The 24625-nt window shown below is 45.3% G+C and carries 25 protein-coding genes; 23 read left to right on the top strand and 2 right to left on the bottom strand.

Annotation, left to right across the window (positions count from 1 at the left end; genetic code table 11):
• Positions 1-122 precede the first annotated feature (122 nt).
• The 3 genes from yajC to secF are packed head-to-tail and all read left to right on the top strand — an operon-like array spanning position 123 to position 3292.
• Positions 123-452: a preprotein translocase subunit YajC gene (gene yajC, locus R8N28_RS18920; RefSeq protein ID WP_005381725.1), complete on the top strand. Its 330-nt coding sequence runs from the start codon at positions 123-125 to the stop codon at positions 450-452.
• Positions 453-473: 21 nt separating this feature from the next.
• The gene (secD, locus tag R8N28_RS18925) at positions 474-2330 is read left to right on the top strand and encodes a protein translocase subunit SecD (RefSeq protein WP_082240137.1); all 1857 of its coding nucleotides are present in this window, start codon (positions 474-476) and stop codon (positions 2328-2330) included.
• A gap of 14 nt (positions 2331-2344) precedes the next feature.
• On the top strand, positions 2345-3292 hold the full coding sequence (secF, locus tag R8N28_RS18930) for a protein translocase subunit SecF (RefSeq protein ID WP_065274207.1): 948 nt from the start codon (positions 2345-2347) through the stop codon (positions 3290-3292).
• A 209-nt stretch (positions 3293-3501) separates the two neighbouring features.
• Here secF and suhB read toward each other — a convergent pair whose 3' ends face one another.
• Positions 3502-4305 (bottom strand): inositol-1-monophosphatase, encoded by an 804-nt coding sequence (suhB, locus tag R8N28_RS18935; protein ID WP_005381722.1) that lies wholly within the window; start codon positions 4303-4305, stop codon positions 3502-3504.
• A 231-nt stretch (positions 4306-4536) separates the two neighbouring features.
• Between suhB and trmJ the strand changes: the two genes are divergently transcribed.
• The 20 genes from trmJ (at position 4537) to R8N28_RS19035 (ending at position 23319) form a co-directional block, all read left to right on the top strand.
• Entirely contained in the window at positions 4537-5256 is a 720-nt protein-coding gene (gene trmJ, locus R8N28_RS18940) for a tRNA (cytosine(32)/uridine(32)-2'-O)-methyltransferase TrmJ (RefSeq protein ID WP_005383693.1), read from the top strand.
• Positions 5257-5381: 125 nt separating this feature from the next.
• On the top strand, positions 5382-5888 hold the full coding sequence (gene iscR / locus R8N28_RS18945; RefSeq protein ID WP_005381720.1) for a Fe-S cluster assembly transcriptional regulator IscR: 507 nt from the start codon (positions 5382-5384) through the stop codon (positions 5886-5888).
• 28 nt (positions 5889-5916) lie between these two features.
• Positions 5917-7131 (top strand): IscS subfamily cysteine desulfurase, encoded by a 1215-nt coding sequence (locus tag R8N28_RS18950; protein WP_005381719.1) that lies wholly within the window; start codon positions 5917-5919, stop codon positions 7129-7131.
• Positions 7132-7169: 38 nt separating this feature from the next.
• Complete coding sequence (iscU, locus tag R8N28_RS18955) at positions 7170-7553, top strand: Fe-S cluster assembly scaffold IscU (RefSeq protein ID WP_005381718.1); 384 nt, start codon at positions 7170-7172, stop codon at positions 7551-7553.
• Between the two features lie 70 nt (positions 7554-7623).
• Positions 7624-7947 carry an iron-sulfur cluster assembly protein IscA gene (iscA, locus tag R8N28_RS18960; protein WP_005381717.1) on the top strand — a complete coding sequence of 108 codons (324 nt, stop codon included), beginning with the start codon at positions 7624-7626 and terminating at the stop codon, positions 7945-7947.
• 55 nt (positions 7948-8002) lie between these two features.
• Positions 8003-8518, top strand: a complete 516-nt coding sequence (gene hscB, locus R8N28_RS18965) for a co-chaperone HscB (protein ID WP_033905803.1) — start codon at positions 8003-8005, stop codon at positions 8516-8518.
• A 21-nt stretch (positions 8519-8539) separates the two neighbouring features.
• Positions 8540-10393 carry a Fe-S protein assembly chaperone HscA gene (hscA, locus tag R8N28_RS18970; RefSeq protein WP_065274208.1) on the top strand — a complete coding sequence of 618 codons (1854 nt, stop codon included), beginning with the start codon at positions 8540-8542 and terminating at the stop codon, positions 10391-10393.
• Positions 10394-10406: 13 nt separating this feature from the next.
• Positions 10407-10745 carry an ISC system 2Fe-2S type ferredoxin gene (fdx, locus tag R8N28_RS18975; protein WP_005381713.1) on the top strand — a complete coding sequence of 113 codons (339 nt, stop codon included), beginning with the start codon at positions 10407-10409 and terminating at the stop codon, positions 10743-10745.
• 44 nt (positions 10746-10789) lie between these two features.
• Positions 10790-10984: a Fe-S cluster assembly protein IscX gene (iscX, locus tag R8N28_RS18980; RefSeq protein ID WP_005381711.1), complete on the top strand. Its 195-nt coding sequence runs from the start codon at positions 10790-10792 to the stop codon at positions 10982-10984.
• Between the two features lie 161 nt (positions 10985-11145).
• Positions 11146-12444 carry an aminopeptidase PepB gene (gene pepB, locus R8N28_RS18985; protein WP_318183399.1) on the top strand — a complete coding sequence of 433 codons (1299 nt, stop codon included), beginning with the start codon at positions 11146-11148 and terminating at the stop codon, positions 12442-12444.
• 95 nt (positions 12445-12539) lie between these two features.
• The gene (ndk, locus tag R8N28_RS18990) at positions 12540-12965 is read left to right on the top strand and encodes a nucleoside-diphosphate kinase (RefSeq protein WP_005381702.1); all 426 of its coding nucleotides are present in this window, start codon (positions 12540-12542) and stop codon (positions 12963-12965) included.
• Between the two features lie 373 nt (positions 12966-13338).
• A complete protein-coding gene (locus R8N28_RS18995; protein WP_065274209.1) occupies positions 13339-14466 on the top strand; it encodes a bifunctional tRNA (adenosine(37)-C2)-methyltransferase TrmG/ribosomal RNA large subunit methyltransferase RlmN in 1128 nt (375 codons plus the stop codon).
• A gap of 435 nt (positions 14467-14901) precedes the next feature.
• Positions 14902-15852, top strand: coding sequence for a cytoskeleton protein RodZ (rodZ, locus tag R8N28_RS19000; protein ID WP_005383707.1), 951 nt, complete (start codon positions 14902-14904; stop codon positions 15850-15852).
• 6 nt (positions 15853-15858) lie between these two features.
• The gene (gene ispG, locus R8N28_RS19005) at positions 15859-16977 is read left to right on the top strand and encodes a flavodoxin-dependent (E)-4-hydroxy-3-methylbut-2-enyl-diphosphate synthase (RefSeq protein WP_005381699.1); all 1119 of its coding nucleotides are present in this window, start codon (positions 15859-15861) and stop codon (positions 16975-16977) included.
• Between the two features lie 26 nt (positions 16978-17003).
• Complete coding sequence (gene hisS / locus R8N28_RS19010; RefSeq protein ID WP_005381698.1) at positions 17004-18272, top strand: histidine--tRNA ligase; 1269 nt, start codon at positions 17004-17006, stop codon at positions 18270-18272.
• Positions 18273-18398: 126 nt separating this feature from the next.
• Complete coding sequence (locus tag R8N28_RS19015; protein ID WP_065274210.1) at positions 18399-19013, top strand: YfgM family protein; 615 nt, start codon at positions 18399-18401, stop codon at positions 19011-19013.
• A 12-nt stretch (positions 19014-19025) separates the two neighbouring features.
• The gene (gene bamB / locus R8N28_RS19020; protein WP_005381696.1) at positions 19026-20186 is read left to right on the top strand and encodes an outer membrane protein assembly factor BamB; all 1161 of its coding nucleotides are present in this window, start codon (positions 19026-19028) and stop codon (positions 20184-20186) included.
• A 167-nt stretch (positions 20187-20353) separates the two neighbouring features.
• On the top strand, positions 20354-21850 hold the full coding sequence (gene der / locus R8N28_RS19025) for a ribosome biogenesis GTPase Der (protein ID WP_262635471.1): 1497 nt from the start codon (positions 20354-20356) through the stop codon (positions 21848-21850).
• A gap of 59 nt (positions 21851-21909) precedes the next feature.
• Positions 21910-22785 (top strand): metal-dependent hydrolase, encoded by an 876-nt coding sequence (locus R8N28_RS19030; RefSeq protein ID WP_065275049.1) that lies wholly within the window; start codon positions 21910-21912, stop codon positions 22783-22785.
• 309 nt (positions 22786-23094) lie between these two features.
• Positions 23095-23319: a zinc ribbon domain-containing protein gene (locus R8N28_RS19035; RefSeq protein WP_012842112.1), complete on the top strand. Its 225-nt coding sequence runs from the start codon at positions 23095-23097 to the stop codon at positions 23317-23319.
• A gap of 13 nt (positions 23320-23332) precedes the next feature.
• Here the strand turns inward: R8N28_RS19035 and xseA are convergent.
• A partial coding sequence (gene xseA / locus R8N28_RS19040) for an exodeoxyribonuclease VII large subunit (protein WP_318183400.1) occupies positions 23333-24625 on the bottom strand: 1293 nt, incomplete at its 5' end.

A 24625-nucleotide genomic window follows, 5' to 3' on the forward strand; every position in this document is an offset into this window, starting at 1 on the left:
AAAGTAGGCTAACGCACGTTATTTTTGAGAGAGCGATCTCTATTAGTTACTCTCAGACTTGAATCTAAAATGCGAAAGCCCAATTTGTTTGATTATCAATAAAATATAATGAGGATGTTTTAATGTTTATTTCTCAGGCTCACGCAGCAGCAGAAGGCGCGCCAGCAGGCGGTGGTTTTGAAATGCTAATCATGCTTGGCATGTTCGCAGTGATCTTTTACTTCATGATTTACCGCCCACAAGCGAAACGCGTAAAAGAACACAAAAACCTAATGGCTTCTATGGGCAAAGGCGACGAAGTTTTAACTAGCGGTGGCCTAGTAGGTAAAATCACTAAGATTGCTGAAGACAATGACTACATTTCAATTGAGCTTAACGCGAACAATGAAGTAGTAATCAAGAAAGACTTCATCACTGCAGTGCTACCAAAAGGTACGCTTAAGTCTCTATAAAACAGCTAAAGGATCCTCGCTGTGCTAAACCGTTATCCATTATGGAAGTACTTGATGGTGCTTTTTGCCATCATCACCGCTGCGTTATACGCACTTCCAAATATCTACGGTGAAGATCCGGCTATTCAAGTTACAGGGGCGCGTGGCGCCTCTGTAGATATGTCAACGCTGGATGCTGTCACTACTGCTCTTAACAAAGAGCAACTTTCTCATAAATCCATTGCTCTCGAAGATGGATCAATTCTTGTTCGTTTTAACGACACTGACACACAAATCAGTGCTCGTGATGTCATCAGCGAAGCGCTAGGCAAAGACACAATTGTTGCACTTAACCTTGCACCTTCTACACCCGATTGGCTAGAAGCGATTGGCGCGTCACCATTGAAGCTAGGTCTTGACCTTCGCGGTGGTGTTCACTTCTTAATGGAAGTGGATATGGATGCAGCGATGGAAAAGCTTGTTGGTCAACAAGAAGAAGCTTTCCGTAGCGAACTTCGTGACGCCAAGATTCGTTACCGTGCAATCCGCCCTTCTGGAAAAGAAGCGGTAGAAGTGTTGTTGCGTAACGAAGAGCAATTAGCAGAAGCGAAAGCAACGCTAGAAAAGAATCACCCGGACATGATTTTTGTCGATTCTGATTCAAATGGCCGTTACGCTCTTACTGCAACCTTTACTGAGCAACGTTTACAAGAGATCCGTAACTATGCTGTTGAGCAAAACATTACGATTTTACGTAATCGTGTCAACGAACTAGGTGTTGCGGAACCATTGGTTCAACGTCAAGGTGCTAGTCGCATTGTAGTTGAACTGCCTGGTGTTCAAGACACTGCTCGTGCAAAAGAAATTCTCGGAGCTACGGCAACGCTTGAATTCCGTGAAGTTGATGATAAAGCTGACCTATCAGCAGCGGCAAATGGTCGTGCGCCAGCAGGTAGTGAAATCAAGATGGACCGTGATGGTCGCCCAGTTGTGCTTAAGAAGCGCGTTATTCTTGGCGGTCAAAGCATCACAGATGCAAGCTCAAGTGTTGATGAATATGGTCGTCCACAAGTTAACATCTCGCTAGACAGCGAAGGTGGTAATAAAATGTCTGCGTTCTCTAAGAAGAACATTGGTAAGCTAATGGCTACCGTGTTTGCAGAATACAAAGACAGTGGCCGTCGTACGCCTGAAGGCAAAGTTATTCTGGATAAGCATGAAGAAGTCATCAACCAAGCAACGATTCAATCGGCTCTTGGTCGTAACTTCCGTATCACAGGTATCGACTCTGCTGCAGAAGCACACAATCTAGCACTTCTACTACGTGCTGGTGCACTGATTGCACCTATCTCTATCGTTGAAGAACGTACCATTGGTCCATCAATGGGCCAGCAAAACATCGATATGGGTATCCAAGCATGTATCTGGGGTATGGTTGCCGTAATGCTATTTACGCTGCTTTACTACCGCGGCTTTGGTTTGATTGCAAACATTGCTCTAATGGCAAACTTAGTGCTTATCATTGGTGTTATGTCGATGATTCCAGGCGCTACCATGACGCTTCCGGGGATAGCCGGTATCGTGTTAACCGTCGGTATGGCAGTTGATGCGAACGTACTGATCTTCGAGCGTATCCGTGAAGAGATTCGTGATGGACGCAGTCCGCAACAAGCGATTCACCAAGGTTACGCTAACGCATTCAGTACCATTGCCGATGCGAACATCACAACACTTATCACTGCAATCATTCTATTTGCAGTGGGTACAGGTGCGGTGAAAGGTTTCGCGGTAACACTATCTATCGGTATCTTAACTTCAATGTTCACCGCTATTGTGGGTACACGTTGTATCGTGAACCTGATTTACGGTGGCAAACGCGTTGATAAATTGTCGATCTAAGGCTGGGAATTAATATGTTTCAAATTCTAAAAGCAGAAAACACGATCGGCTTTATGCGTTGGTCGAAAGTCGCGTTCGTATTCTCTATCGTTATGATCGCTGCTTCTATCTTCACGCTATCAACCAAATGGTTGAACTGGGGCCTAGACTTTACTGGCGGTACGCTTATCGAGGTGGGTTTTGAACAACCAGCAAACCTTGAAGAGATTCGTGCAGCGCTAGATTCAAAAGGCTTCGGCGATGCGACAGTACAAAACTTTGGTAGTGCTCGTGATGTAATGGTTCGTCTTCGTCCTCGTGACGATATGTCTGGTGAAACACTAGGTAACCAAATCATTGGTGCAATCAAAGAAGGTACGGGCGAAAGCGTAGAAATGCGTCGTATTGAGTTCGTAGGTCCCAACGTTGGTGATGAGCTAACAGAAGCTGGTGGTCTAGCGATCTTGGTATCGCTGATCTGTATCCTGCTTTATGTATCGATGCGATTTGAATGGCGTCTAGCGGCTGGTGCGGTAATGGCATTGGCTCACGATATAATTATCACGCTAGGTGTCTTCTCGTTTCTACAAATTGAAGTTGACCTGACCATCGTAGCTGCGCTACTGACGGTTGTGGGCTACTCACTCAACGATACCATCGTTGTATTTGACCGGATTCGTGAAAACTTCCGTAAGATGCGTAAGGGTGAACCTTCGGACATCATGGATGCTTCAATCACTCAAACATTGAGCCGTACATTGATTACATCTGGTACGACGCTGTTCGTGGTAATTGCACTGTTCATGCAAGGTGGTGCGATGATTCACGGCTTTGCAACCGCACTTTTACTCGGTATCACTGTAGGTACTTACTCTTCTATCTACGTAGCATCAGCACTGGCTCTAAAACTGGGTATCCAGAAAGAGCACTTGATGCCACCTCAAGTAGAAAAAGAAGGTGCAGAGTTCGACGAAATGCCATAAGGCAGATTGAGAACCGAAAACAATAACCGCTGAAAAATCAGCGGTTTTTTTGTATCTGAATAGAGTAGTGAGCTTGTAGAGCCTCTCTGTATGAAGAGCCTTCAGCTACAGCTAAGTCGATACGGAGCAGTAGATACAAAAAAGCCCCGCTCAATGAGCGGGGCTTTCTAAAGTCATCAGCGTGACGGGCTATATATGACTTTCAAATCTTACTTAAGGATCGCGCTGTTACCGTTTTCGCGGATGTGCTTAAGGATAGATTTTACGCCACGAGCGCTTGAAGCAACGATGTTACCAGACTTCATGTAGTCAGTGCCGCCAGCAAAGTCTGTTAGGATTGCGCCAGCTTCACGAGCAATAAGCTCACCTGCTGCCATATCCCAAGGTTTTAGGCCTAGCTCGAAGTAACCATCAACACGGCCAGCAGCCACGTAACAAAGGTCAAGAGCAGCAGAGCCGCTACGACGGAAATCAGCACATTCAGTGAATAGCGCACCAACGATCTTGATGTAAGACTCAGCGTGTTGTTTCTGCTTGAATGGGAAGCCTGTTGCTAGAACAGTACCTTGAAGGTCTTTTAGTTGAGCAACACGAATACGTGCACTGTTTAGTTGAGCGCCGGCACCGCGTTGTGCAGTGAATAGCTCGTTTTGCATTGGATCGTAAACACAAGCAACTTCAGTTTTGCCCTTAATACGAACAGCGATAGAAACCGCGAAAGTTGGGTAACCTTTTACAAAGTTAGTGGTGCCATCCAGTGGGTCGATGATCCATTGTACGTCTTTATCTTTACCTTCGATAAGACCTTGTTCTTCAGCAACGATACAGTGCTCAGGGTAAGACTGCTTGATAGTATCGATGATGATGTATTCTGCTTCTTTGTCTACGTTAGTGACAAAGTCATTAGTGCCTTTAAGAGTAGATTCTACTTTATCAGTGTTTTCTAATGATTTAGCAATATGATTGCCTGCCTTTCGCGCAGCGCGAATAGCAATGTTTAGCATTGGATGCATACGAATTTCCCAACGGATGTTAAAGAACAAATGAAAGCGGCGGCGAGTATACCAGAGATAATCAAAAAGGGAAGTGGTTATTTTTTGCTCTAATTGCGGACGACTGAGTGTACAGATCATACTGCGGACGAGAACAATAACCAAGAATGAGAAGAGAGGTCTGCTTGCCTCTAGGGTGTCTTAAAAAACTATGATAACATTCTGCGGTTTTAATTTAGGTAGCAAACACAGATGTTGGATCAAGTAAAAATTGTACTCGTAGGTACCTCTCATTCAGGCAATATTGGCTCAGCAGCTCGAGCAATGAAAGTGATGGGTTTAAACCAACTAGTATTAGTCGATCCACAATGTGAAGTGGATGAACAAACTCTTGCTTTAGCTGCGGGTGCTGGTGATATTGCTCAAAATGCAAAGATTGTCGGCACATTAGAAGAAGCGGTTGAAGATTGTGGCCTTGTTGTGGGTTCTAGCGCCCGCTCTCGTACATTAGAATGGCCAATGCTCGAGCCACGTGAATGCGGTGAGAAATTTGCAGTTGAAGGCCGAAAGCATCCGGTTGCGCTCGTGTTTGGCCGAGAAAGAACTGGTTTGACAAACGAAGAGCTACAAAAGTGCCACTACCATGTTTGTATTCCCGCTAATCCTGAGTACAGCTCGCTTAACCTAGCGATGGCTGTACAAACTCTCAGTTACGAAGTGCGAGTTGCACACTTGAACTTAGAGCAAAGCCAGTTTTCCCCAAATGAATCGGAAGAATACCCGCGTCATCGAGAACTCGAAATGTTCTTCGAGCATCTTGAAAAGGTGATGGTTGAGACCCAGTTTATTAACAAAGAGCAACCTGGACAGGTGATGAATAAGTTGCGCCGTTTGTTCTCTCGTGCTCGACCAGAAACCCAAGAACTTAATATTCTACGAGGCGTTTTGACTTCGATAGAAAAGAAGTTCTGAGTGAATAATAACCACTTTAGGTGTGAGGATGAATACCTGAGTAAAATGGTCAAATAAATACTTGACCAAATTACTCAGGTATGGAAAAATCTTAACCATTACAAACCATGTGGATACGGTGTGGTATGAAACTTACATCTAAAGGAAGATATGCGGTGACAGCCATGCTGGATGTGGCACTGCATTCGCAACAAAACCCTGTACCTCTGGCTGATATTTCAGAGCGTCAAGGGATCTCGCTCTCTTACTTAGAGCAGCTATTTTCAAAATTGCGTAAAGCAGGTCTCGTTGCCAGCGTTCGTGGTCCTGGTGGTGGTTACCGACTTGGTGCCGACGCTCACAGTATCGCTATTGGTACCGTGATTGCTGCCGTTGATGAGTCAGTAGATGCAACCAAATGCCAAGGTAAAGGAGATTGCCAAGGTGGAACACGTTGCCTTACTCACACGCTGTGGCGTGACCTAAGCTCTCGCATTAGTGACTTTTTGAATAACATCACTCTTGGTGAGTTGATGACAGACAATGAAGTACTCGAAATTTCTGATCGTCAGGACATTGATCTGGCGGTAACCCATGGGCTATCAAACAAAAATACAACCGCCGCGCCCATCGGTGTAAACGTCCGCTCTTAGCGGTCAGCTTTTTACATTGGAGTAGAGAATGAAACTGCCGATTTATCTTGATTATTCCGCTACATGTCCAGTTGATCCACGTGTTGCTGAAAAAATGGTTCAGTACATGACAATGGATGGCACATTTGGCAACCCAGCGTCACGTTCGCACCGTTACGGCTGGCAGGCAGAAGAAGCGGTCGATACTGCTCGTGAGCAAATTGCTGACCTTCTAAATGCAGATCCTCGCGAAATCGTATTTACATCTGGTGCGACAGAATCAGACAACCTTGCGATTAAAGGTGCAGCGCACTTTTACTCGAAGAAAGGCAAGCACGTAATCACTTGTAAAACAGAGCACAAAGCCGTTCTTGACCCATGTCGTCAACTTGAGCGTGAAGGCTTTGAAGTGACTTACCTTGAGCCAGAATCAAATGGCTTGATCGATCTAGAGAAGCTTAGAGCAGCCATGCGTGATGACACCGTGCTTGTGTCTATTATGCATGTAAACAACGAGATTGGTGTGGTTCAAGACATTACAGCGATCGGCGAACTGTGCCGTGAGCGTAAAATTGTTTTCCACGTGGACGCTGCGCAATCTGCAGGTAAATTACCAATCGACGTTCAAGAGATGAAAGTTGATCTAATTTCACTTTCTGCTCACAAAGTTTACGGTCCTAAAGGTATCGGTGCACTTTACGTACGTCGTAAGCCTCGTATTCGTCTTGAAGCGCAAATGCACGGTGGCGGTCATGAGCGTGGTTTCCGCTCTGGTACACTACCTACTCACCAAATCGTAGGCATGGGTGAAGCATTCCGCATTGCAAAAGAAGACATGCAAAAAGATTATGATCATGCTTTAGCGCTTCGTAACCGTCTTTTTGATGGCGTGAAAGACTTAGAAGCAGTGACGGTAAACGGTGACTTTGAGCAGCGTGTACCACACAACCTAAACATCAGTTTCGCATTCGTAGAAGGTGAATCACTACTAATGTCGCTTAAAGATCTAGCGGTATCTTCTGGTAGTGCTTGTACGTCTGCAAGCCTTGAGCCTTCTTACGTTCTTCGTGCCCTAGGCATGGATGACGAATTGGCTCACAGCTCGGTTCGTTTCTCGTTTGGTCGTTTCACGACTGAAGAAGAAATTGATTACGCAATTGAACAAATCCGCGTTGCAGTGACTAAGCTACGCGACATGTCTCCTCTATGGGATATGTACAAAGAAGGGATTGATTTGAGCACTGTTGAATGGGCTCACCATTAATCTCAGGGATTGAAATAGAGGATTCGAGGTAATTTATCATGGCATACAGCGAAAAAGTAATTGATCACTACGAGAACCCACGTAACGTTGGTTCATTCGATAAAGAAGATCCATCAGTAGGTAGCGGCATGGTTGGCGCTCCTGCGTGTGGTGACGTAATGAAGCTTCAAATCAAAGTGACACCTGAAGGTATCATCGAAGATGCGAAGTTCAAAACATACGGTTGTGGTAGTGCAATCGCATCAAGCTCACTAGTAACTGAGTGGGTAAAAGGTAAGTCAGTTGATGAAGCGGCAGCAATTAAAAACTCTGAGATTGCTGAAGAGCTAGAGCTTCCACCAGTGAAAGTTCACTGTTCTATTCTTGCTGAAGATGCAATCAAAGCAGCGGTTGCTGACTACAAGAAAAAACACCAAGAATAATTATTCCGTAATATAATGGGAGCTTTGACGCTCCCATTCCAATCGAAATTTAGACAGACTAAGGTGCAGTATGGCCATCACAATGACAGAATCAGCGGCAAGTCGCGTAAGAGCATTCCTAGATAACCGAGGCAAAGGTATCGGTTTACGTCTTGGAGTGAAGACGACTGGCTGTTCCGGCATGGCATACGTACTTGAGTTTGTTGATGAGCTCAATGAAGAAGACGAAGTATTTGAACTCTCTGGAGTGAAAATTATCATCGATCAAAAGAGCTTAGTGTACCTAGATGGTACTGAATTGGATTACGTGAAAGAAGGGTTGAATGAAGGTTTTGAATTCAACAACCCTAACGCGAAAAGTGAATGTGGTTGTGGTGAAAGCTTCAACGTCTAATTGATTGTCCTTCTGGGCAAACGAGTCCGGAAGGCTTTACTAGGACCCGAACTTAATGAATCACTTTGAATTATTTGGGCTACCAAGTCAGTTTAAGCTGGATGGTAGCCTTCTTTCTTCTCAGTTCCGAGAACTACAAAAACGCTTCCACCCGGATAACTTTGCAACGGGCTCAGAACGTGACCGTTTGATGGCGGTGCAAAAGGCGGCGCAAATCAACGATGCCTATCAAGTTCTGAAAAATCCTATTTCTCGCGCCGAGTATATCCTCGCAGAGCAAGGTGTTGAGATCCGAGGTGAACAGCAAACAATGCAAGATCCGATGTTCTTAATGGAGCAAATGGAACTGCGCGAAGAACTGGAAGAGATTGCTGACAAGTCCGATCCTGAATCGGCGCTTTTTGACTTCGACTCTAAGGTCAGCAAAATGTACAAACAGCATCTGGCAAGCGTCGAGCAAGAGCTTGATGATGGTCTATGGGCTGAAGCCGCAGACCGAGTTCGTAAGCTAAAATTCATTGCCAAACTAAAGAACGAAATTGAGCTAGTCGAAGACAAACTCCTCGGCTAGTAAGCGTGACAAGGACCTATCATGGCACTACTTCAAATCGCAGAACCGGGCCAAAGCTCGGCACCTCATGAGCATAAGTTAGCAGCGGGTATCGACTTAGGTACTACCAACTCTTTGGTTGCTTCTGTACGTAGCGGCGATGCAACTCCACTTGCGGACGAGCAGGGCCGTACTATTTTACCTTCAGTCGTTAATTACGCTGAGGAAACGTTAACGGTCGGCCACGAAGCCAAAGCCAAAGCAGAGTTTGAACCAGAGAACACGATTATCTCTGTAAAACGTTTGATCGGTCGTTCATTAAAGGACATTCAGTCCCGTTACTCTTCACTTCCTTATCGTTTTAAAGAGAGTGAAAACGGCCTGCCAATTCTGCAAACACCTCAAGGTGACAAAAACCCGATTGAAGTATCTGCGGACATCCTAAAAGTATTGGGTAAGCGAGCTGAAGATACGTTAGGTGGTGAGTTAGCTGGTGTAGTTATTACCGTTCCTGCTTACTTTGATGACGCGCAACGTGCAGGTACAAAAGATGCGGCGAAATTAGCTGGTCTTCATGTTCTCCGTCTACTTAACGAACCAACCGCTGCGGCAATTGCTTATGGCCTAGACTCTGGTCAAGAAGGTGTGATTGCGGTTTACGATCTAGGTGGCGGTACTTTTGATATCTCTATCCTACGTTTATCGAAAGGCGTATTTGAAGTATTAGCAACAGGTGGCGATTCTGCATTAGGCGGTGACGACTTCGACCATCTATTTGCCGATTATTTAATGGAGCAAGCGGGTCTAGAAGCGCCGCTTTCTGCAGAAAAGAACCGTATACTGTTGAACATTGCTACTGAAGCTAAGATTGCTTTCTCTGAGCAAGACAGTGTTGACGTTGACGTTTTTGGCTGGAAAGGCACCGTGACTCGCGAGCAGTTCGAAGATCTGATTCGTCCGCTAGTGAAGAAAACACTGATGTCTTGTCGCCGTGCGCTGAAAGATGCGGATGTAGATGCGGAAGATGTACTTGAAGTAGTCATGGTCGGTGGCTCAACACGCACATTGCTTGTACGAGAAATGGTTGGCGAATTCTTTGGCCGTACACCACTGACAAGCATTAACCCAGATGAAGTCGTCGCAATCGGTGCGGGTATTCAAGCTGATATTCTCGCGGGTAACAAACCTGACTCTGAAATGTTGCTTCTTGATGTGATTCCACTGTCGCTCGGTATTGAAACCATGGGTGGTTTGGTCGAGAAGATCATCCCCCGCAACACTACGATTCCCGTTGCGCGTGCGCAAGAATTTACCACATTCAAAGATGGCCAAACGGCGATGAGTGTTCATGTGGTACAAGGTGAACGTGAAATGGTTGATGACTGTCGTTCACTTGCTCGCTTCTCGTTAAAAGGTATTCCTCCGATGGCAGCGGGTGCGGCACATATTCGCGTGACTTACCAAGTTGACGCTGATGGCCTTCTTTCTGTTACGGCAATGGAGAAGAGCACTGGTGTTCAATCAGAGATTCAAGTAAAACCTTCTTACGGCTTAAGTGACAATGAAGTGGCGGATATGTTGCGTGATTCAATGACGCACGCAAAAGAAGACATGCAAGCTCGTGCCTTAGCTGAACAGCGTGTTGAAGCCGACCGAGTGATAGAAGGTTTGATTGCAGCGATGCAAGCTGATGGTGATGACTTACTATCAGAACAAGAGAAACAAAACTTGATTAAAGCCATCGAAGCCTTGATTGAGCTGCGTAATGGTGATGATGCAGATGCGATAGAGCAGGGCATTAAAGATACCGATAAAGCGAGCCAAGATTTCGCATCACGCCGTATGGATAAATCGATTCGAGCTGCGTTGTCAGGTCAATCAGTAGACGATATATAAGAGATAAGTAGTTATGCCTAAGATTATTGTATTACCACACGACGATTTGTGCCCAGAAGGTGCAGTGTTGGAAGCAAACTCTGGTGACACCGTTCTAGACGTAGCGCTAAAAAACGGTATCGGTATTGAACATGCGTGTGAGAAGTCATGTGCGTGTACTACCTGCCACGTAATCATCCGTGAAGGTTTTGATTCACTAGAAGAAAGTGAAGAACTAGAAGACGACATGCTAGATAAAGCGTGGGGTCTAGAGCCTGAGTCACGCCTAGGGTGTCAGGCGAGAATTGCTGATGAAGACTTGGTAGTAGAAATTCCTAAATACACACTCAACCACGCTTCAGAAGATCACTAAAACTATCTTCCCAATATAGGGAAGAAGCAAAAGGAAGATGAGCAATGAAATGGACAGATTCTCGCGATATCGCGATTGAACTTTGTGACAAGTTTCCAGATGTCGATCCAAAAACAGTGCGTTTTACCGATCTTCATCAATGGATCATGGAGTTAGATGAGTTTGACGATGAGCCAAACCGTTCTAATGAAAAGATTCTAGAAGCCGTTATCATGTGCTGGATGGACGAAGCAGACTAAGTCTGTAAAACACAGCCTAGTTAACAATTCTTACTAAAAAAAGCGGACCTTTAGGTCCGTTTTTTTATCCAATTGACATTTTTGCCCTACATAATGCTAACATCCGTGAGTTATTAAAAAGAAGCAGCGTAGGCAACGCTGCTATAAGACAAGGAGAAACCATGTCTACACAGATGTCTGTATTTTTAAGTCAAGAGTCGGCAGCACCACATTGGGGTGAAAAAGCACTGCTTTCATTCGCTGAAAACGGCGCAACTATTCACTTAGGTGAAGGTCATGATCTCGGCGCAGTTCAACGTGCAGCTCGTCAGCTAGATGGCCAAGGAATTCGTTCTATTTTTCTTTCTGGTGATAACTGGGATCTAGAGAGCGTATGGGCTTTCCACCAAGGGTTCCGTAACCCTAAAAAACATGGCTCAGTTGAGTGGGCAGCATTGTCTGATGAAGAGCAAGCAGAGCTTCAAGCTCGTATTACTTCGACTGATTTTACCCGCGATATTATCAACAAAACGGCAGAAGAAGTTGCTCCTCGTCAGCTAGCGACAATGGCTGCTGAATTCATCAAATCTGTTGCGCCGAAAGGCACGGTGACAGCTCGTATCGTCAAAGACAAAGACTTGTTGGCAGAAGGTTGGGAAGGTATTTACGCAGTAGGCCGTGGTTCTGAGCGTACTTCTGCGATGCTTCAGTTAGACTACAACCCAACTGGTGACGAAAACGCACCTGTATTCGCATGTCTTGTGGGTAAAGGCATCACCTTTGATTCCGGTGGTTACAGCTTGAAGCCTTCTACCTTCATGAGTGCAATGAAAGCAGATATGGGTGGCTCGGGTACTATAACTGGTGGCCTAGGATTAGCTATCTTGCGCGGTTTAAACAAGCGCGTAAAGCTGATCTTGTGTTGTGCTGAGAACATGGTTTCTGGCCGTGCCCTTAAGCTTGGCGACATCATCACTTACAAAAACGGCAAAACCGTTGAGATTATGAATACCGACGCGGAAGGTCGCTTGGTGCTTGCAGACGGTCTTATCTACGCCAGTGAGCAAAAGCCTGAGTTAATCATTGACTGCGCGACGCTAACAGGCGCAGCGAAGAATGCGTTAGGTAACGATTACCATGCGCTAATGAGCTTTGATGATGAGCTATCGCATCAAGCGCTTACGGCGGCAAACCAGGAAAAAGAAGGCTTGTGGCCGCTACCACTTGCTGATTTCCATCGAGAAATGCTGCCATCTAATTTTGCCGATTTATCGAATATCAGCTCTGGTGATTATTCTCCGGGTGCAAGTACTGCAGCTGCATTCTTGTCTTACTTCGTTGAGGACTACAAAAAAGGCTGGTTACATTTCGACTGTGCGGGTACGTATCGTAAAGCCGCTTCTGATAAATGGGCTGCGGGAGCAACGGGTATGGGTGTTCGTACACTTGCTCGTTTCCTCAATGAGCAAGCTGGAAAATAAGATTGATTGCAGCACTCTCTTGTTTGAGTGCTGCTCTTACCCAGTAAGTCACTTTAAAAGCACAACTATTATTACAAGTACAGAAAGGAAATTTTATGGCTCTAGAAAGAACATTTTCAATCATTAAGCCTGATGCTGTAGAGCGAAACCTAATTGGTGAAATCTACAATCGTATTGAAAAGGCTGGCCTACGTATCATCGCTGCCAAAATGGTTCACCTGACAGAAGATCAGGCAAGCGGCTTTTATGCAGAGCATGAAGGTAAAGAGTTTTTCCCTCCTCTAAAAGAGTTCATGACATCTGGTCCTATTATGGTTCAGGTATTGGAAGGCGAAAATGCGATTGCACGTTACCGCGAGCTAATGGGTAAAACCAACCCAGAGGACGCGGCATGTGGCACTTTGCGTGCTGATTACGCACTCAGCATGCGTCACAATTCAGTTCATGGTTCAGATAGCCCTGAGTCTGCCGCTCGTGAAATTGAGTTTTTCTTCCCTGAATCAGAAGTTTTCTCTCGCTAACTCGTTCATGCATCACTTTTGCGTGATGATCTAGTTCGTAATAACCTCGGAATTGTCCGAGGTTTTTTATTCCGCGTTCTCCATTTCACCTGCGAGTTCATTCGTAATTATTCGCGAAGATGTTGGCTAATCTGAGCATCTTACAGGGGTGAAAGCTTAGTTACGTGTGTTTGTTCTCACTGTTTTCTCTGTACCACTTCTACGCTTTTGTTGTCGGTTGTCTAATCATTATTCTCACCGTAAAGTCTGATTAAAATTTAATCGTTTTTATTTTAATGCCTTAGCAAACTCAGGGTCTTACACCCCTTGTTGTAGCTGCATAAAGGCTGTACAATTCGCGCCCTTATTCTTGTTTCAGTCATTGAGAGGCAACATGACCACTGAAAAAATCAATCTACTCGACTTTGATCGCAAAGGCATGCGTCAGTTTTTCGCGGAAGAACTTGGCGAGAAAGCGTTTCGTGCCGATCAGGTTATGAAGTGGATCTACCATTTCGGTGTAGATGACTTCGAAAAAATGACAAACATCAACAAGAAGCTGCGCGAAAAGCTTTTACACAAGTGTGAAATTAAAGCACCAACTGTAGTAGAAGCTCAGCATTCTTCAGACGGCACGATCAAGTGGGCAATGAAGGTTGGTGATCAGGATGTAGAAACGGTTTACATTCCAGAAGATGATCGCGCAACGCTTTGTGTATCTTCTCAAGTAGGTTGTGCATTGGAATGTAAGTTCTGCTCAACAGCACAGCAGGGCTTTAACCGTAACTTGAAAGTTTCAGAGATCATCGGTCAGGTGTGGCGTGCTGCACGTGAAATTGGTCTTGAGAAAGAAACAGGCCGTCGCCCAATTACGAACGTCGTGATGATGGGCATGGGTGAGCCGCTTCTTAATATGAAGAACTTGATTCCTGCATTGGAGTTAATGCTGGATGACCTTGGCTTTGGTTTGTCGAAGCGTCGCGTAACCGTATCAACATCAGGTGTCGTTTCTGGTCTTGATCAGATGACGGGCAAAATCGACGTTGCGTTAGCGATCTCTCTTCATGCGCCAAACGATAAGCTGCGTAGTGAAATCATGCCAATTAACGATCGTTGGGATATTCAAGATTTCCTAGCATCCGTTCGTCGTTACATTGCTTCATCGAATGCAAACCGTGGCAAGGTAACAGTCGAGTACGTGTTGCTTGATCATGTGAACGATGACATGGACCATGCTCGTGAACTGGCTGAATTGATGAAAGACACACCATGTAAGATTAACTTGATTCCGTTTAACCCGTACCCAGGTTCACCTTACAAGAAACCAAGTAACTCACGTATTGATCGCTTCCAAAAAACATTGATGCAATACGAGCACACAGTTACGGTTCGTAAAACACGTGGTGATGACATTGATGCCGCATGTGGTCAGTTGGTCGGTGATGTAATTGACCGAACTAAACGTACGGCAATGCTGAAAGCGTCACGCGGTGCCGATACCATTGAAGTGAAAGCTGTATAAACGACCGGAATTCAAAAATAGCCAGAGCCATTCGCTCTGGCTATTTTGTTTATTGTTTAGGACATTTTCGCCAAGATTTGGGACTATCACTCTTCAACCTAAGGTTATTTGGGTATAATTTCGAATTCCTTTGTCAAAGTTTGGACAAAAGCTTGAGCTATCTGTTAGTTTGAGTGTAAAGAGTTTTTGTCTTCGTTGCGCATTCGCTTATCATGATATGTAACACTAACGATGACACCGATAATTCTCAGCACTTTCTCACATACGTTTTGCTGATTTTTGCAAAACGGGTATTCGCACTCAGATCGCTGAGAGTTTCTTAAAATTATTATTTTTGGTTAACGCGTTTAGGCTAGCTATCTTTAAAGAGGCTTAAGAACAATAACGAAAATACATGACCACGTTAGCCACTAAAACAGATTAAATACCGCCATTATGACAGAACACGAAAATACGAATGAAGTGCCACTCTCTATTGAAGCTGGCACATTACTGAAAAACAAACGTGAATCCTTGGGAATGAGCCAAAAGCAAGTTGCCGACCGCCTGAGGCTTCGCATTTCTGTGATTGAAGATATTGAAAATAACCGATTTGAATCTCAACAAGTCGCGACATTTACGCGTGGTTACTTACGCTCTTACGCTAAATTCGTAGGTCTTGATGAGAAGGTGGTTTTGACGGCGTTAGAGCAGACTGCCGATGCTCAGCCTCAAGAGCAAGAAATTGAAATGCAAAGCTTCTCTCGTAAAACAAAAGACGAGAAGCACAATAGCCGTATTATGCTCCTTACTTGGGTTATCGGGCTAGTCATTATTGGCATTTCAGCTGCATGGTGGTGGCAAAACCAACAAGAGAATAGCCTAACTAAGGAAGTAACGGATTCAAGTGTTGAAGCGCCGCAGCCCACTGCTCAAGAATTAGCTGATATCGATTTGATGACGGCTGAAGAGTTAATCGCAAGCACTCCTGAAGAAGTTGCTTCAACTAATGAAGGTGTTGCTGAATTGACTGAAGCACCCGTTGAGCAAGGGGCGGATCCTTTGCTGACTGAAACTGAAAATACAACAAGCGTAGATTCTGAAGAACCTGTTGCCGTGATTGAAGCGGCGGAAGAGGAACAGCCTGCGCCAGTAGTACCTGAAGGCATGACACTTCTTACTATGAAGTTTAAAGCGGACTGTTGGATTCAAGTAAAAGACACCAATGGTAAAACGCTGGTAAGTGGTACTCATAAGCCAGGACAAGATGTAGAACTTACCGGAAAAGCGCCATTTAAAGTGATATTAGGCGCACCGGAAGGGGTTACAATGACATTTGCAAGTGAACCTGTCGACCTTTCTGGGTATACTTCAGGCAAAGTAGCTAGATTCACTCTACCGTTATAAAAAATTATGCAACACGAATCTCCAATTATTCGTCGTAAATCGACGCGTATTTATGTGGGTGATGTGCCAATTGGTGATGGTGCGCCAATTGCAGTACAGTCAATGACTAACACTCGCACGACTGACGTAGAAGCGACAGTCGCTCAAATCCGAGCACTAGAAAAAGTCGGCGCAGATATCGTTCGAGTTTCTGTACCTACGATGGACGCAGCAGAAGCTTTCAAACTGATTAAACAGCAAGTTTCTGTACCATTAGTGGCTGATATTCATTTCGACTATCGTATCGCGCTGAAAGTTGCGGAGTACGGAGTTGACTGTTTACGTATCAACCCAGGTAACATCGGCAATGAAGAGCGCATTCGCGCTGTTGTTGATTGCGCTCGCGATAAAAATATCCCGATCCGTATTGGTGTCAATGGTGGATCTTTGGAAAAAGATCTACAGATGAAATACGGTGAGCCTACGCCAGAAGCCTTGGTTGAATCGGCGATGCGTCACGTAGATCATCTCGATCGTCTTAACTTTGACCAATTTAAAGTTAGCGTGAAAGCTTCAGACGTTTTTCTTGCGGTGGATTCATATCGTCTGCTGGCGAAGAAAATCGATCAGCCTCTTCATTTAGGTATCACAGAGGCGGGTGGTGCTCGAGCTGGCGCTGTTAAGTCATCTGTTGGCTTAGGTATGCTGTTATCTGAAGGGATAGGAGATACGCTGCGTATCTCTTTGGCTGCCGATCCAGTTGAAGAAATCAAAGTCGGTTTCGACATCCTTAAATCTCTGCGCATTCGCTCTCGAGGCATCAACTTTATTGCGTGCCCAAGCTGCTCACGCCAAGAATTCGATGTGATTGGTACGGTGAATGCACTGGAGCAACGTTTAGAAGACATCATCACGCCAATGGATGTGTCTATCATCGGTTGTGTGGTAAACGGCCCTGGTGAAGCAGAAGTTTCTCACTTAGGTCTAGCAGGTAGTAACAAGAAGAGCGCATTCTACGAAGATGGTAAACGCCAGAAAGAGCGCTTTGATAACGATGACCTTGTGAATAAGCTAGAAGCTAAGATCCGTGCGAAAGCAGCTATGATGAATGGCGAAAACCGCATCGAAGTTAAAGTACAAGATTAATCTCAACGAGAATTACGGTAAGTATTGTGGCAAAAACAATTCAAGCAATTCGAGGCATGAACGATTGCCTCCCAACTCAGTCGCCACTGTGGCAAAAATTAGAAAACACAGTGAAAAATGTAATTAGCGCATACGGTTATAACGAAGTGCGCATGCCAATCGTTGAAGAAACAAACCTATTCAGCCGCGCTGTTGGTGAAGAGACAGACGTCGTTTCAAAAGAAATGTACACCTTTGATGACCGTAACGGTGACAGCCTAACACTTCGCCCTGAAGGTACGGCGGGCTGTGTACGTTCATGTATCCAAAACAGCCTGATCAACCGTGATGAACAGCGTCTGTGGTACATGGGGCCTATGTTCCGCCATGAACGTCCGCAGAAAGGTCGTTACCGTCAATTCCACCAGTGTGGTGTTGAGGTGTTTGGTCTAAATGGTCCAGATGTTGATGCAGAGCTTATCATGATGACGGCGCGTCTATGGCGTGAGCTAGGTATCAATGAACATGTTCGTCTTGAGCTGAACTCTATCGGTTCTCAAGAAGACCGCGCAGACTACCGTACTGCACTGGTTGCATTCCTTGAGCAACATATTGATGTGCTAGATGAAGATTGTAAGCGTCGCATGCACACGAACCCACTGCGTGTTCTGGATACGAAGAACCCAGACGTTCAAGCTATTTTAGGTGATGCGCCTCGCCTTTCAGATTACTTGGGTGAAGAATCTAAAGCACACTTCGCAGGTCTATGTGAACTTTTAGACGCCGCAGGTATCAAATACACAGTTAACGAACGTCTAGTTCGTGGTCTGGATTACTACAATCGCACGGTATTTGAGTGGATCACTGAGAGCCTAGGTGCTCAAGGCACTGTATGTGGCGGTGGTCGTTACGATGGCCTTGTAGAGCAATTAGGTGGTAAACCAACACCAGCGGTTGGCTTTGCAATGGGCCTAGAGCGTCTAGTACTGATGCTAGAAACGTTGGAACTGACAGACGTTCGTCGCAGTGTTGACGTGTACGTAGTCACAGCGGGTGAAGGCACCATGATGGCAGGAATGAAGCTAGCAGAACAGCTTCGCGAGTCTGTTCCAGGCGTTCGTGTGATGAATCACTTCGGTGGCGGTAACTTCAAGAAACAGTTTAAACGCGCAGACAAAGTTGGTGCTGTTGTAGCATTGGTTCTGGGCGAAAACGAAGTTGCGGATAATACCGTAGTACTGAAAGACTTAGCTGGTGGTGAGCAAGAGACTTACAACCAAGCAGAAGTTGCAGAAAAGATCGCAGCACTGATTTAAGTCTTTTAGTAATCTAACAAAATTACATCCTAGTTCGTAAGCTAAGGCTCCCAAATGTGGAGCCTTTAAACGAAATAGGAACAATGGCAGCTAAGCTGCCATTTACATGTTTTAAGAGGACAGGAAGTGGAACTTTACGATACTGAAGAACAACAAGTTGAAGCCATTAAAGACTGGTGGAAGGAAAACGGCAAAGCCGTCATCATCGGTGCGGTTGTTGGTTTAGGTGGTCTATTTGGCTGGCGTTACTACCAGGATTCTGTGATTCAGGCGAGTGAAGCAGCTTCTCAAAGCTACACGACAGCAATGAATGCTTTGCAAGACAAAGGCACTGATGCTCAAGCTGACGTGAAAGCTTTCATTGAGTCAAATGAAGTAAAAGAATATTCAGTATTGGCTGCACTACAACTTGCTAAAGCACAAGTTGAAGCTCAAGACCTTTCTGCTGCATTGGAGCAACTGAAGTGGGCGCAAAGCAACACTCAAGATGCTGCGTTGTTACCATTGATTAGTTACCGCATTGCGCGTATTGAGACGGAAATGGGTAACTTCGACGCTGCAACGGCAGAGCTAAGTAACGTCACTGATACAGCATGGACAGGTCGTATTGCTGAACTTCGTGGCGATATTGCGATTCGCCAAGGTGACAAAGATGCTGCGTACGCTGCGTATACTGATGCTCAGCAAGCGGCAGATGCAAGCCCGACACTACAAATGAAATTGGACGATCTGGCGAAATAAGGACCGCATTGGATGAAAAGAGTCTTTAAGAAAGCCTTGCTAGGGGCGTTAACAATGGGAGTACTTGCCGGTTGTGCAGGTGAGAAAGACACCATTGTAATGGCGCCACTACCTCAGGTAGACAGTCAGTTTACAACCAGTAGTGAGTGGAGCACATCGGTTGGCGATGGTGTTGGTCATTACTTTTCAAAACTATCCCCTGTATTTGCGAATGATACATTGTTCGTGGCAAGTCGTGATGGCTTAGTAAAAGCGCTGGATCCTGAGAATGGTAAACAACGTTGGCAAACGGACCTAGAAGAAGATGTCATTGCTCGTCTCTCTGGTGGTATCACAGCGGCATACGGAAACCTTTACATTGGCTCTGAGAATGGTGAAGTCATCTCTCTTGACCAAGAAACAGGTGAAATTGTTTGGCGTGTAAAAGTTGGTGGTGAGGTACTGGCGAAGCCAGTTGCAGATTCAGGCCTTATTATCATCAATACTAGCCGAGGCATGCTGATTGCCCTTAATGAGAGTACAGGTGAGCAACGCTGGGCATTGAGCACAGAAGTGCCGAACTTAACTTTACGTGGCGACAGTACTCCGACTGCAATTGGCGGCGGTGTATTTTGGGGAACGGCAAATGGCCGACTCGCAGCTGCTATCGTTGAGCGTGGTCAGTTGATTTGGCAACAGCCTGTTGGTACGCCAAAAGGCGCGACAGAAATTGATCGTTTGGTTGACGTTGATTCATCGCCAATTGTGCTAGGCGGTACTCTTTTCACCATTGGATACAATGGTCAACTTATCGCCATTGACTTACGTTCAGCGAACCCGATTTGGAAGCGTAATTACTCATCTGCGACAGACATTTCTACAGATGGTAGTCGCATCTTTGTGATAACGGAAAAAGATCATGTTGTTGCCGTTGATTCACGAAGCGGGACTGAGTTGTGGGAAAACAGCTTGCTTGAGCACCGACAACTTACAGCGCCAGTTATTGTTGGCAATTATCTCGTTGTCGGTGACACGCTTGGTTACCTTCACTGGATGGATCGTTCAACGGGCGAATTTGTTGCGCAGCAGTTTGTCGATGATAGTGGCTTGGCAGTTGGCCCGACGTTATTGTCGGATGGTTATGTGATTACAACTCGCAACGGCGATGTAAAGAAACTAACCATTAACGAATAATATCGTGATATAATTCACATTCGGCTCCTGGCTGGTGACAGCTAGGAGCCGTTTTGTTGTTTGAATTTATTAACCCTGACGTGGTTATAGGTAAAAAGCTGGTTTGATTTGGCATCGAGCAAGTCGTTACCTATAACTACAGAAGAAAGATTATTGTAGAGGTTGTTATGGTACCTGTTGTAGCTCTAGTAGGGCGTCCGAACGTAGGTAAATCTACACTATTTAACCGATTGACTCGCACTCGTGACGCGTTGGTTGCGGACTTTCCAGGCCTAACGCGAGACCGTAAATATGGCCAGGCGAGACTTGGTGAAGAGCACGAATTCATTGTGATTGATACTGGTGGTATCGATGGCACAGAAGAAGGCGTGGAAACAAAGATGGCAGAACAGTCATTAGCCGCGATTGATGAGGCTGATGTTGTATTGTTCCTTGTTGACGGTCGTGCTGGTCTGACACCTTCAGATGAAGCAATTGCTGCGCATCTGCGTAAAATTGAAAAGCCAGCGATGCTGGTAGTAAACAAAATCGATGGTATTGATGCCGATGCGGCGTGTGCTGATTTTTGGCAGCTCGGCGTGGATGATATGTACCAGATTGCGGCTGCTCATGGCCGTGGTGTGACCGCTTTGCTTGAGCGTGCTTTATCTCCATTCTTTGATGATCTACTAACAAGTGAATCTGAAGAAGGTGAGCTTGAAGACCTGACTGGATTCGAAGACGAAGAGCCTCTTGTTGAAGATTACACTGAAGAAGACGCAGAAGCTGAATTCAAACGCCTTCAAGAGCAGCCGATTAAGTTGGCGATCATCGGTCGTCCTAACGTAGGCAAATCGACACTGACTAACCGTATTCTGGGTGAAGAACGTGTGGTTGTATACGATATGCCTGGTACAACGCGCGATTCTATCTACATCCCGATGGAGCGTGATGGACGCGAATACGTACTAATTGATACCGCAGGTGTTCGTCGTCGTGGTCGTATCAATGAAACGGTTGAAAAGTTCTCTGTTGTTAAGACGCTGAAAGCGGTAGAAGATGCAAACGTCGTTCTACTGGTGATTGATGCACGTGAAAATATTTCAGACCAAGACCTAAGCTTGCTTGGTTTTGCACTGAATGCTGGCCGCTCAATTGTCATCGCCGTTAACAAGTGGGATGGTCTAGACAGTGACGTGAAAGAAAGCGTGAAGAAAGAACTGGACCGCCGTCTAGGATTCGTCGACTTCGCGCGTATCCACTTTATCTCTGCGCTGCACGGTACTGGCGTTGGTCACTTGTTTGAATCTATTCAAGAAGCATATAACTCGGCGACAACGCGTGTGGGTACGTCAGTACTGACGCGTATCATGAAGATGGCTGTGGATGATCACCAACCGCCAATGGTTCGTGGTCGTCGTATCAAACTCAAATACGCACACGCAGGTGGTTACAACCCACCGATCGTTGTTATCCACGGTAACATGGTTCGTGAATTGCCAGATTCGTATAAACGTTATCTGATGAACTACTTCCGTAAGTCTCTGGAAATTATGGGAACACCGATTCGCATTAACTTCCACAACAGTGATAACCCATACGAGAACCGTACGAATAAGCTTACGCTATCACAAGAGCGTAAACGCAAACGTATGATGTCGATGGTGAAAAACCGCAATAAATAATGAAATTCGAATACCCAAGTTTCTACTTGGGTATTTTTTTATCAAAAGTAATCGTAAAAATGACTATCACAGCAACAAAGACTCGTTTTTGTCATCAAACATGGCAATTAGAAGCACAAATACAGCTCGTTCAATCTACGGAAGAAGTGACTTACGTTATTACAGATGTCACGCCGTTCCATCCCGTTAGTCACATGTGGCCGGATCACCCTGCAGATAAAGGAACGTTGAAGGTGAATGGGTCTGAGCATGACGTAGTAGATTGCCAAGTTGGAGCAGTGGAGCAGGAGAGTGGTGCTTTGTATGTGGGTAGTGACATCCCTGTAAAGCGTGATGCTGAAGGTTGGGTGTTTGTCGTTGTGCATGTTTTATCACGTACGGAATCACTTGTTACTGATGATTTGGTGACATTGGCGGTAGATAAGGATTACCAACGCGCTTTGAGTCGAGGCCACACTGCAGGACACTTAGCGTATTTGGCGTTGAATAAAGTACTAGCGGAAGACTATTGGCGAAAAGACGCAGACCGCAAAGACCCACATGGTTATTATGACTTTAATAGCTATGCACAAGTTACGAGTTATGTTACTCCAGACAAGTGCCTCGATACGTACCGTTTAGGCAAAACACTCCGTAAAAGAGGATTAAACAGTGCAGATATGCTGAATGACCTCCAGGCGATTGCAAAAAAAGTGAATAGCCAACTTGTGGAATGGCTTCGACGAGATGCGATGATCACCATGGAATGCCACGGTGACAGATTAACGGATTCTCGCTATTGGAAGTGCGATTTAGGGGAAGGTCAATTAGCGGTAATCCCTTGTGGTGGAACGCATGCGAGCCATTTAAATGAGTTTGCTTTTATCCAAGTTAAACTCGTTAAGCTCGACGCTCAAACTATCGAAATGCACACCAATGTAAACACTGCTTTTTGAATAAGATCTTTTTATTAAATTCTGATTTTTCGTTTAATTAAATCTTTTTAAGGTTTTTTATTCTTCCTTAAATTGGAATGCAGAATATGTAACTTATGCTTTCGGTGTGTGGTTATATAAATATTCTTTTAAGGGGTGATCGCTGATCAAGGAGTAAATATCAGACGATCAGTATAAGATCCTACGTATCAAGTATGGTTAACGCCTCGTGAAACTTGTTGGGGCGGTGATGAAGATCAACATACTTGTTCGCTATTTTGAGTAGCATGCGTTACTCGAAATTGCTTAGTTTAGAGAGAGGAACGGGATATGCAGCAGAACATTTGCCCGACTTGCAATGTCGAACTGGAATGGACAGGACAATACCATTGTGCACAGTGTGAATCGGATTTTAAAAAAGTAGGTTTTTGCCCTGATTGTGAGGCGGAGCTGGAGAAGCTGCAAGCATGCGGTGCTGCGAGTTACTTTTGTAATGTGTGTAATGAACTCAAATCAAAATCACGTGTCCGATTTGAGTTCCAGAAAATCAGTTAACCAGAGTTTGTATTCAGTTAACGGTAGAGCGAACGTCGCCTTCGGCTAATCGAGTAATCAATATATCTCCCGATTTTACATCTGAAGATTGAGTAATCACTTTACCTTGCTCAGTTTGAGTAATTGAGTAACCTCGTTTCAATGTCGCTAGTGGGCTGACGGTGTCTAACTTCTCTGCAGCAATCGCGAGTTGATGGCGCATAGTCAGTAATTTGCGATCCATTGCATCCATGAGCTTTTGCTCAACACGTTCTAGCTTCGACTTCTGCTCGGCAAGGCGTGTTACAGGAGAATTTAATTGCAGCCGATAATGTTGACGCTCGATTCGCTGTTGACGCAAGGCAATAAAACGACTCATCGCTCGCTGTAAGCGCATGTCCAACTCATCTAACTGTTGCGTCTGACGTTGCAAGCGATAGCTTGGGTGCTGTCTCTCTAGACGGTGCACTAATTGAGCAGATTGCTGCTTTTGTTGTGCTAGGTAGTAACGCATCGCACTCGCTAACTTATGCTGGCGGGTAACTAAAGCTTGATCTTTGTGGCTGTTATCACGGCTTACTAGCTCAGCGGCTGCTGATGGAGTAGGCGCGCGTACGTCGGCGACAAAATCAGCTATTGTCACGTCAACTTCATGTCCAACGGCGCTAATAATAGGAATTTGGCTTGCTGCAATCGTGCGAGCTAATATCTCGTTGTTAAAGCACCATAAGTCTTCTAATGAACCACCACCTCGGCCCACAATTAGTACATCACATTCATCACGGCTGTTAGCGCGACCAATGGCTTGTGCAATTTGAATGGCTGCGTCCTCACCTTGTACCACTGTCGGATAAATCACAACAGGTAGGGAAGGATCACGACGTTTCAATACGTCTAAGATATCGTAAAGCGCGGCACCAGTTTTCGATGTGATGACGCCAACACGTTTAGGGTGCTCAGGCAAAGATTGCTTATTGATTTGCGCGAACAACCCTTCTGCTGCAAGCTTCATTTTCAGCTCTTCAAACTCTTGTTGAAGACGGCCATCACCTTCCGGTTGCATGCTTTCGATGATCAATTGGTAGTCACCGCGAGGCTCATAAAGAGACAGACGAGCTTTTACTAGGACTTGATTACCGTTAGCGGGTTTGAAAGTAACGCGGCGATTGTTACCACGAAACATGGCACATTTAACTTGAGCGCGAGAGTCTTTAAGAGTGAGGTACCAGTGACCAGAGACAGGAGCTGAAAAGTTGGATATCTCTCCGACGAGCCAAACGATCCCCATTTCGTTTTCAAGGAGTAAACGAACTTCTGCGTTGAGACG

The organism is Vibrio sp. Vb1554 (assembly GCF_033344235.1).

Coding starts and splice junctions, on each gene's coding strand:
- yajC (WP_005381725.1), top strand. CDS start 123: ATGTTTATTTCTCAGGCTCACGCAGCAGCAGAAGGCGCGCCAGCAGGC.
- secF (WP_065274207.1), top strand. CDS start 2,345: ATGTTTCAAATTCTAAAAGCAGAAAACACGATCGGCTTTATGCGTTGG.
- suhB (WP_005381722.1), bottom strand. CDS start 4,305: ATGCATCCAATGCTAAACATTGCTATTCGCGCTGCGCGAAAGGCAGGC.
- trmJ (WP_005383693.1), top strand. CDS start 4,537: ATGTTGGATCAAGTAAAAATTGTACTCGTAGGTACCTCTCATTCAGGC.
- iscR (WP_005381720.1), top strand. CDS start 5,382: ATGAAACTTACATCTAAAGGAAGATATGCGGTGACAGCCATGCTGGAT.
- R8N28_RS18950 (WP_005381719.1), top strand. CDS start 5,917: ATGAAACTGCCGATTTATCTTGATTATTCCGCTACATGTCCAGTTGAT.
- iscU (WP_005381718.1), top strand. CDS start 7,170: ATGGCATACAGCGAAAAAGTAATTGATCACTACGAGAACCCACGTAAC.
- iscA (WP_005381717.1), top strand. CDS start 7,624: ATGGCCATCACAATGACAGAATCAGCGGCAAGTCGCGTAAGAGCATTC.
- hscB (WP_033905803.1), top strand. CDS start 8,003: ATGAATCACTTTGAATTATTTGGGCTACCAAGTCAGTTTAAGCTGGAT.
- hscA (WP_065274208.1), top strand. CDS start 8,540: ATGGCACTACTTCAAATCGCAGAACCGGGCCAAAGCTCGGCACCTCAT.
- fdx (WP_005381713.1), top strand. CDS start 10,407: ATGCCTAAGATTATTGTATTACCACACGACGATTTGTGCCCAGAAGGT.
- iscX (WP_005381711.1), top strand. CDS start 10,790: ATGAAATGGACAGATTCTCGCGATATCGCGATTGAACTTTGTGACAAG.
- pepB (WP_318183399.1), top strand. CDS start 11,146: ATGTCTACACAGATGTCTGTATTTTTAAGTCAAGAGTCGGCAGCACCA.
- ndk (WP_005381702.1), top strand. CDS start 12,540: ATGGCTCTAGAAAGAACATTTTCAATCATTAAGCCTGATGCTGTAGAG.
- R8N28_RS18995 (WP_065274209.1), top strand. CDS start 13,339: ATGACCACTGAAAAAATCAATCTACTCGACTTTGATCGCAAAGGCATG.
- rodZ (WP_005383707.1), top strand. CDS start 14,902: ATGACAGAACACGAAAATACGAATGAAGTGCCACTCTCTATTGAAGCT.
- ispG (WP_005381699.1), top strand. CDS start 15,859: ATGCAACACGAATCTCCAATTATTCGTCGTAAATCGACGCGTATTTAT.
- bamB (WP_005381696.1), top strand. CDS start 19,026: ATGAAAAGAGTCTTTAAGAAAGCCTTGCTAGGGGCGTTAACAATGGGA.
- der (WP_262635471.1), top strand. CDS start 20,354: ATGGTACCTGTTGTAGCTCTAGTAGGGCGTCCGAACGTAGGTAAATCT.
- R8N28_RS19030 (WP_065275049.1), top strand. CDS start 21,910: ATGACTATCACAGCAACAAAGACTCGTTTTTGTCATCAAACATGGCAA.
- R8N28_RS19035 (WP_012842112.1), top strand. CDS start 23,095: ATGCAGCAGAACATTTGCCCGACTTGCAATGTCGAACTGGAATGGACA.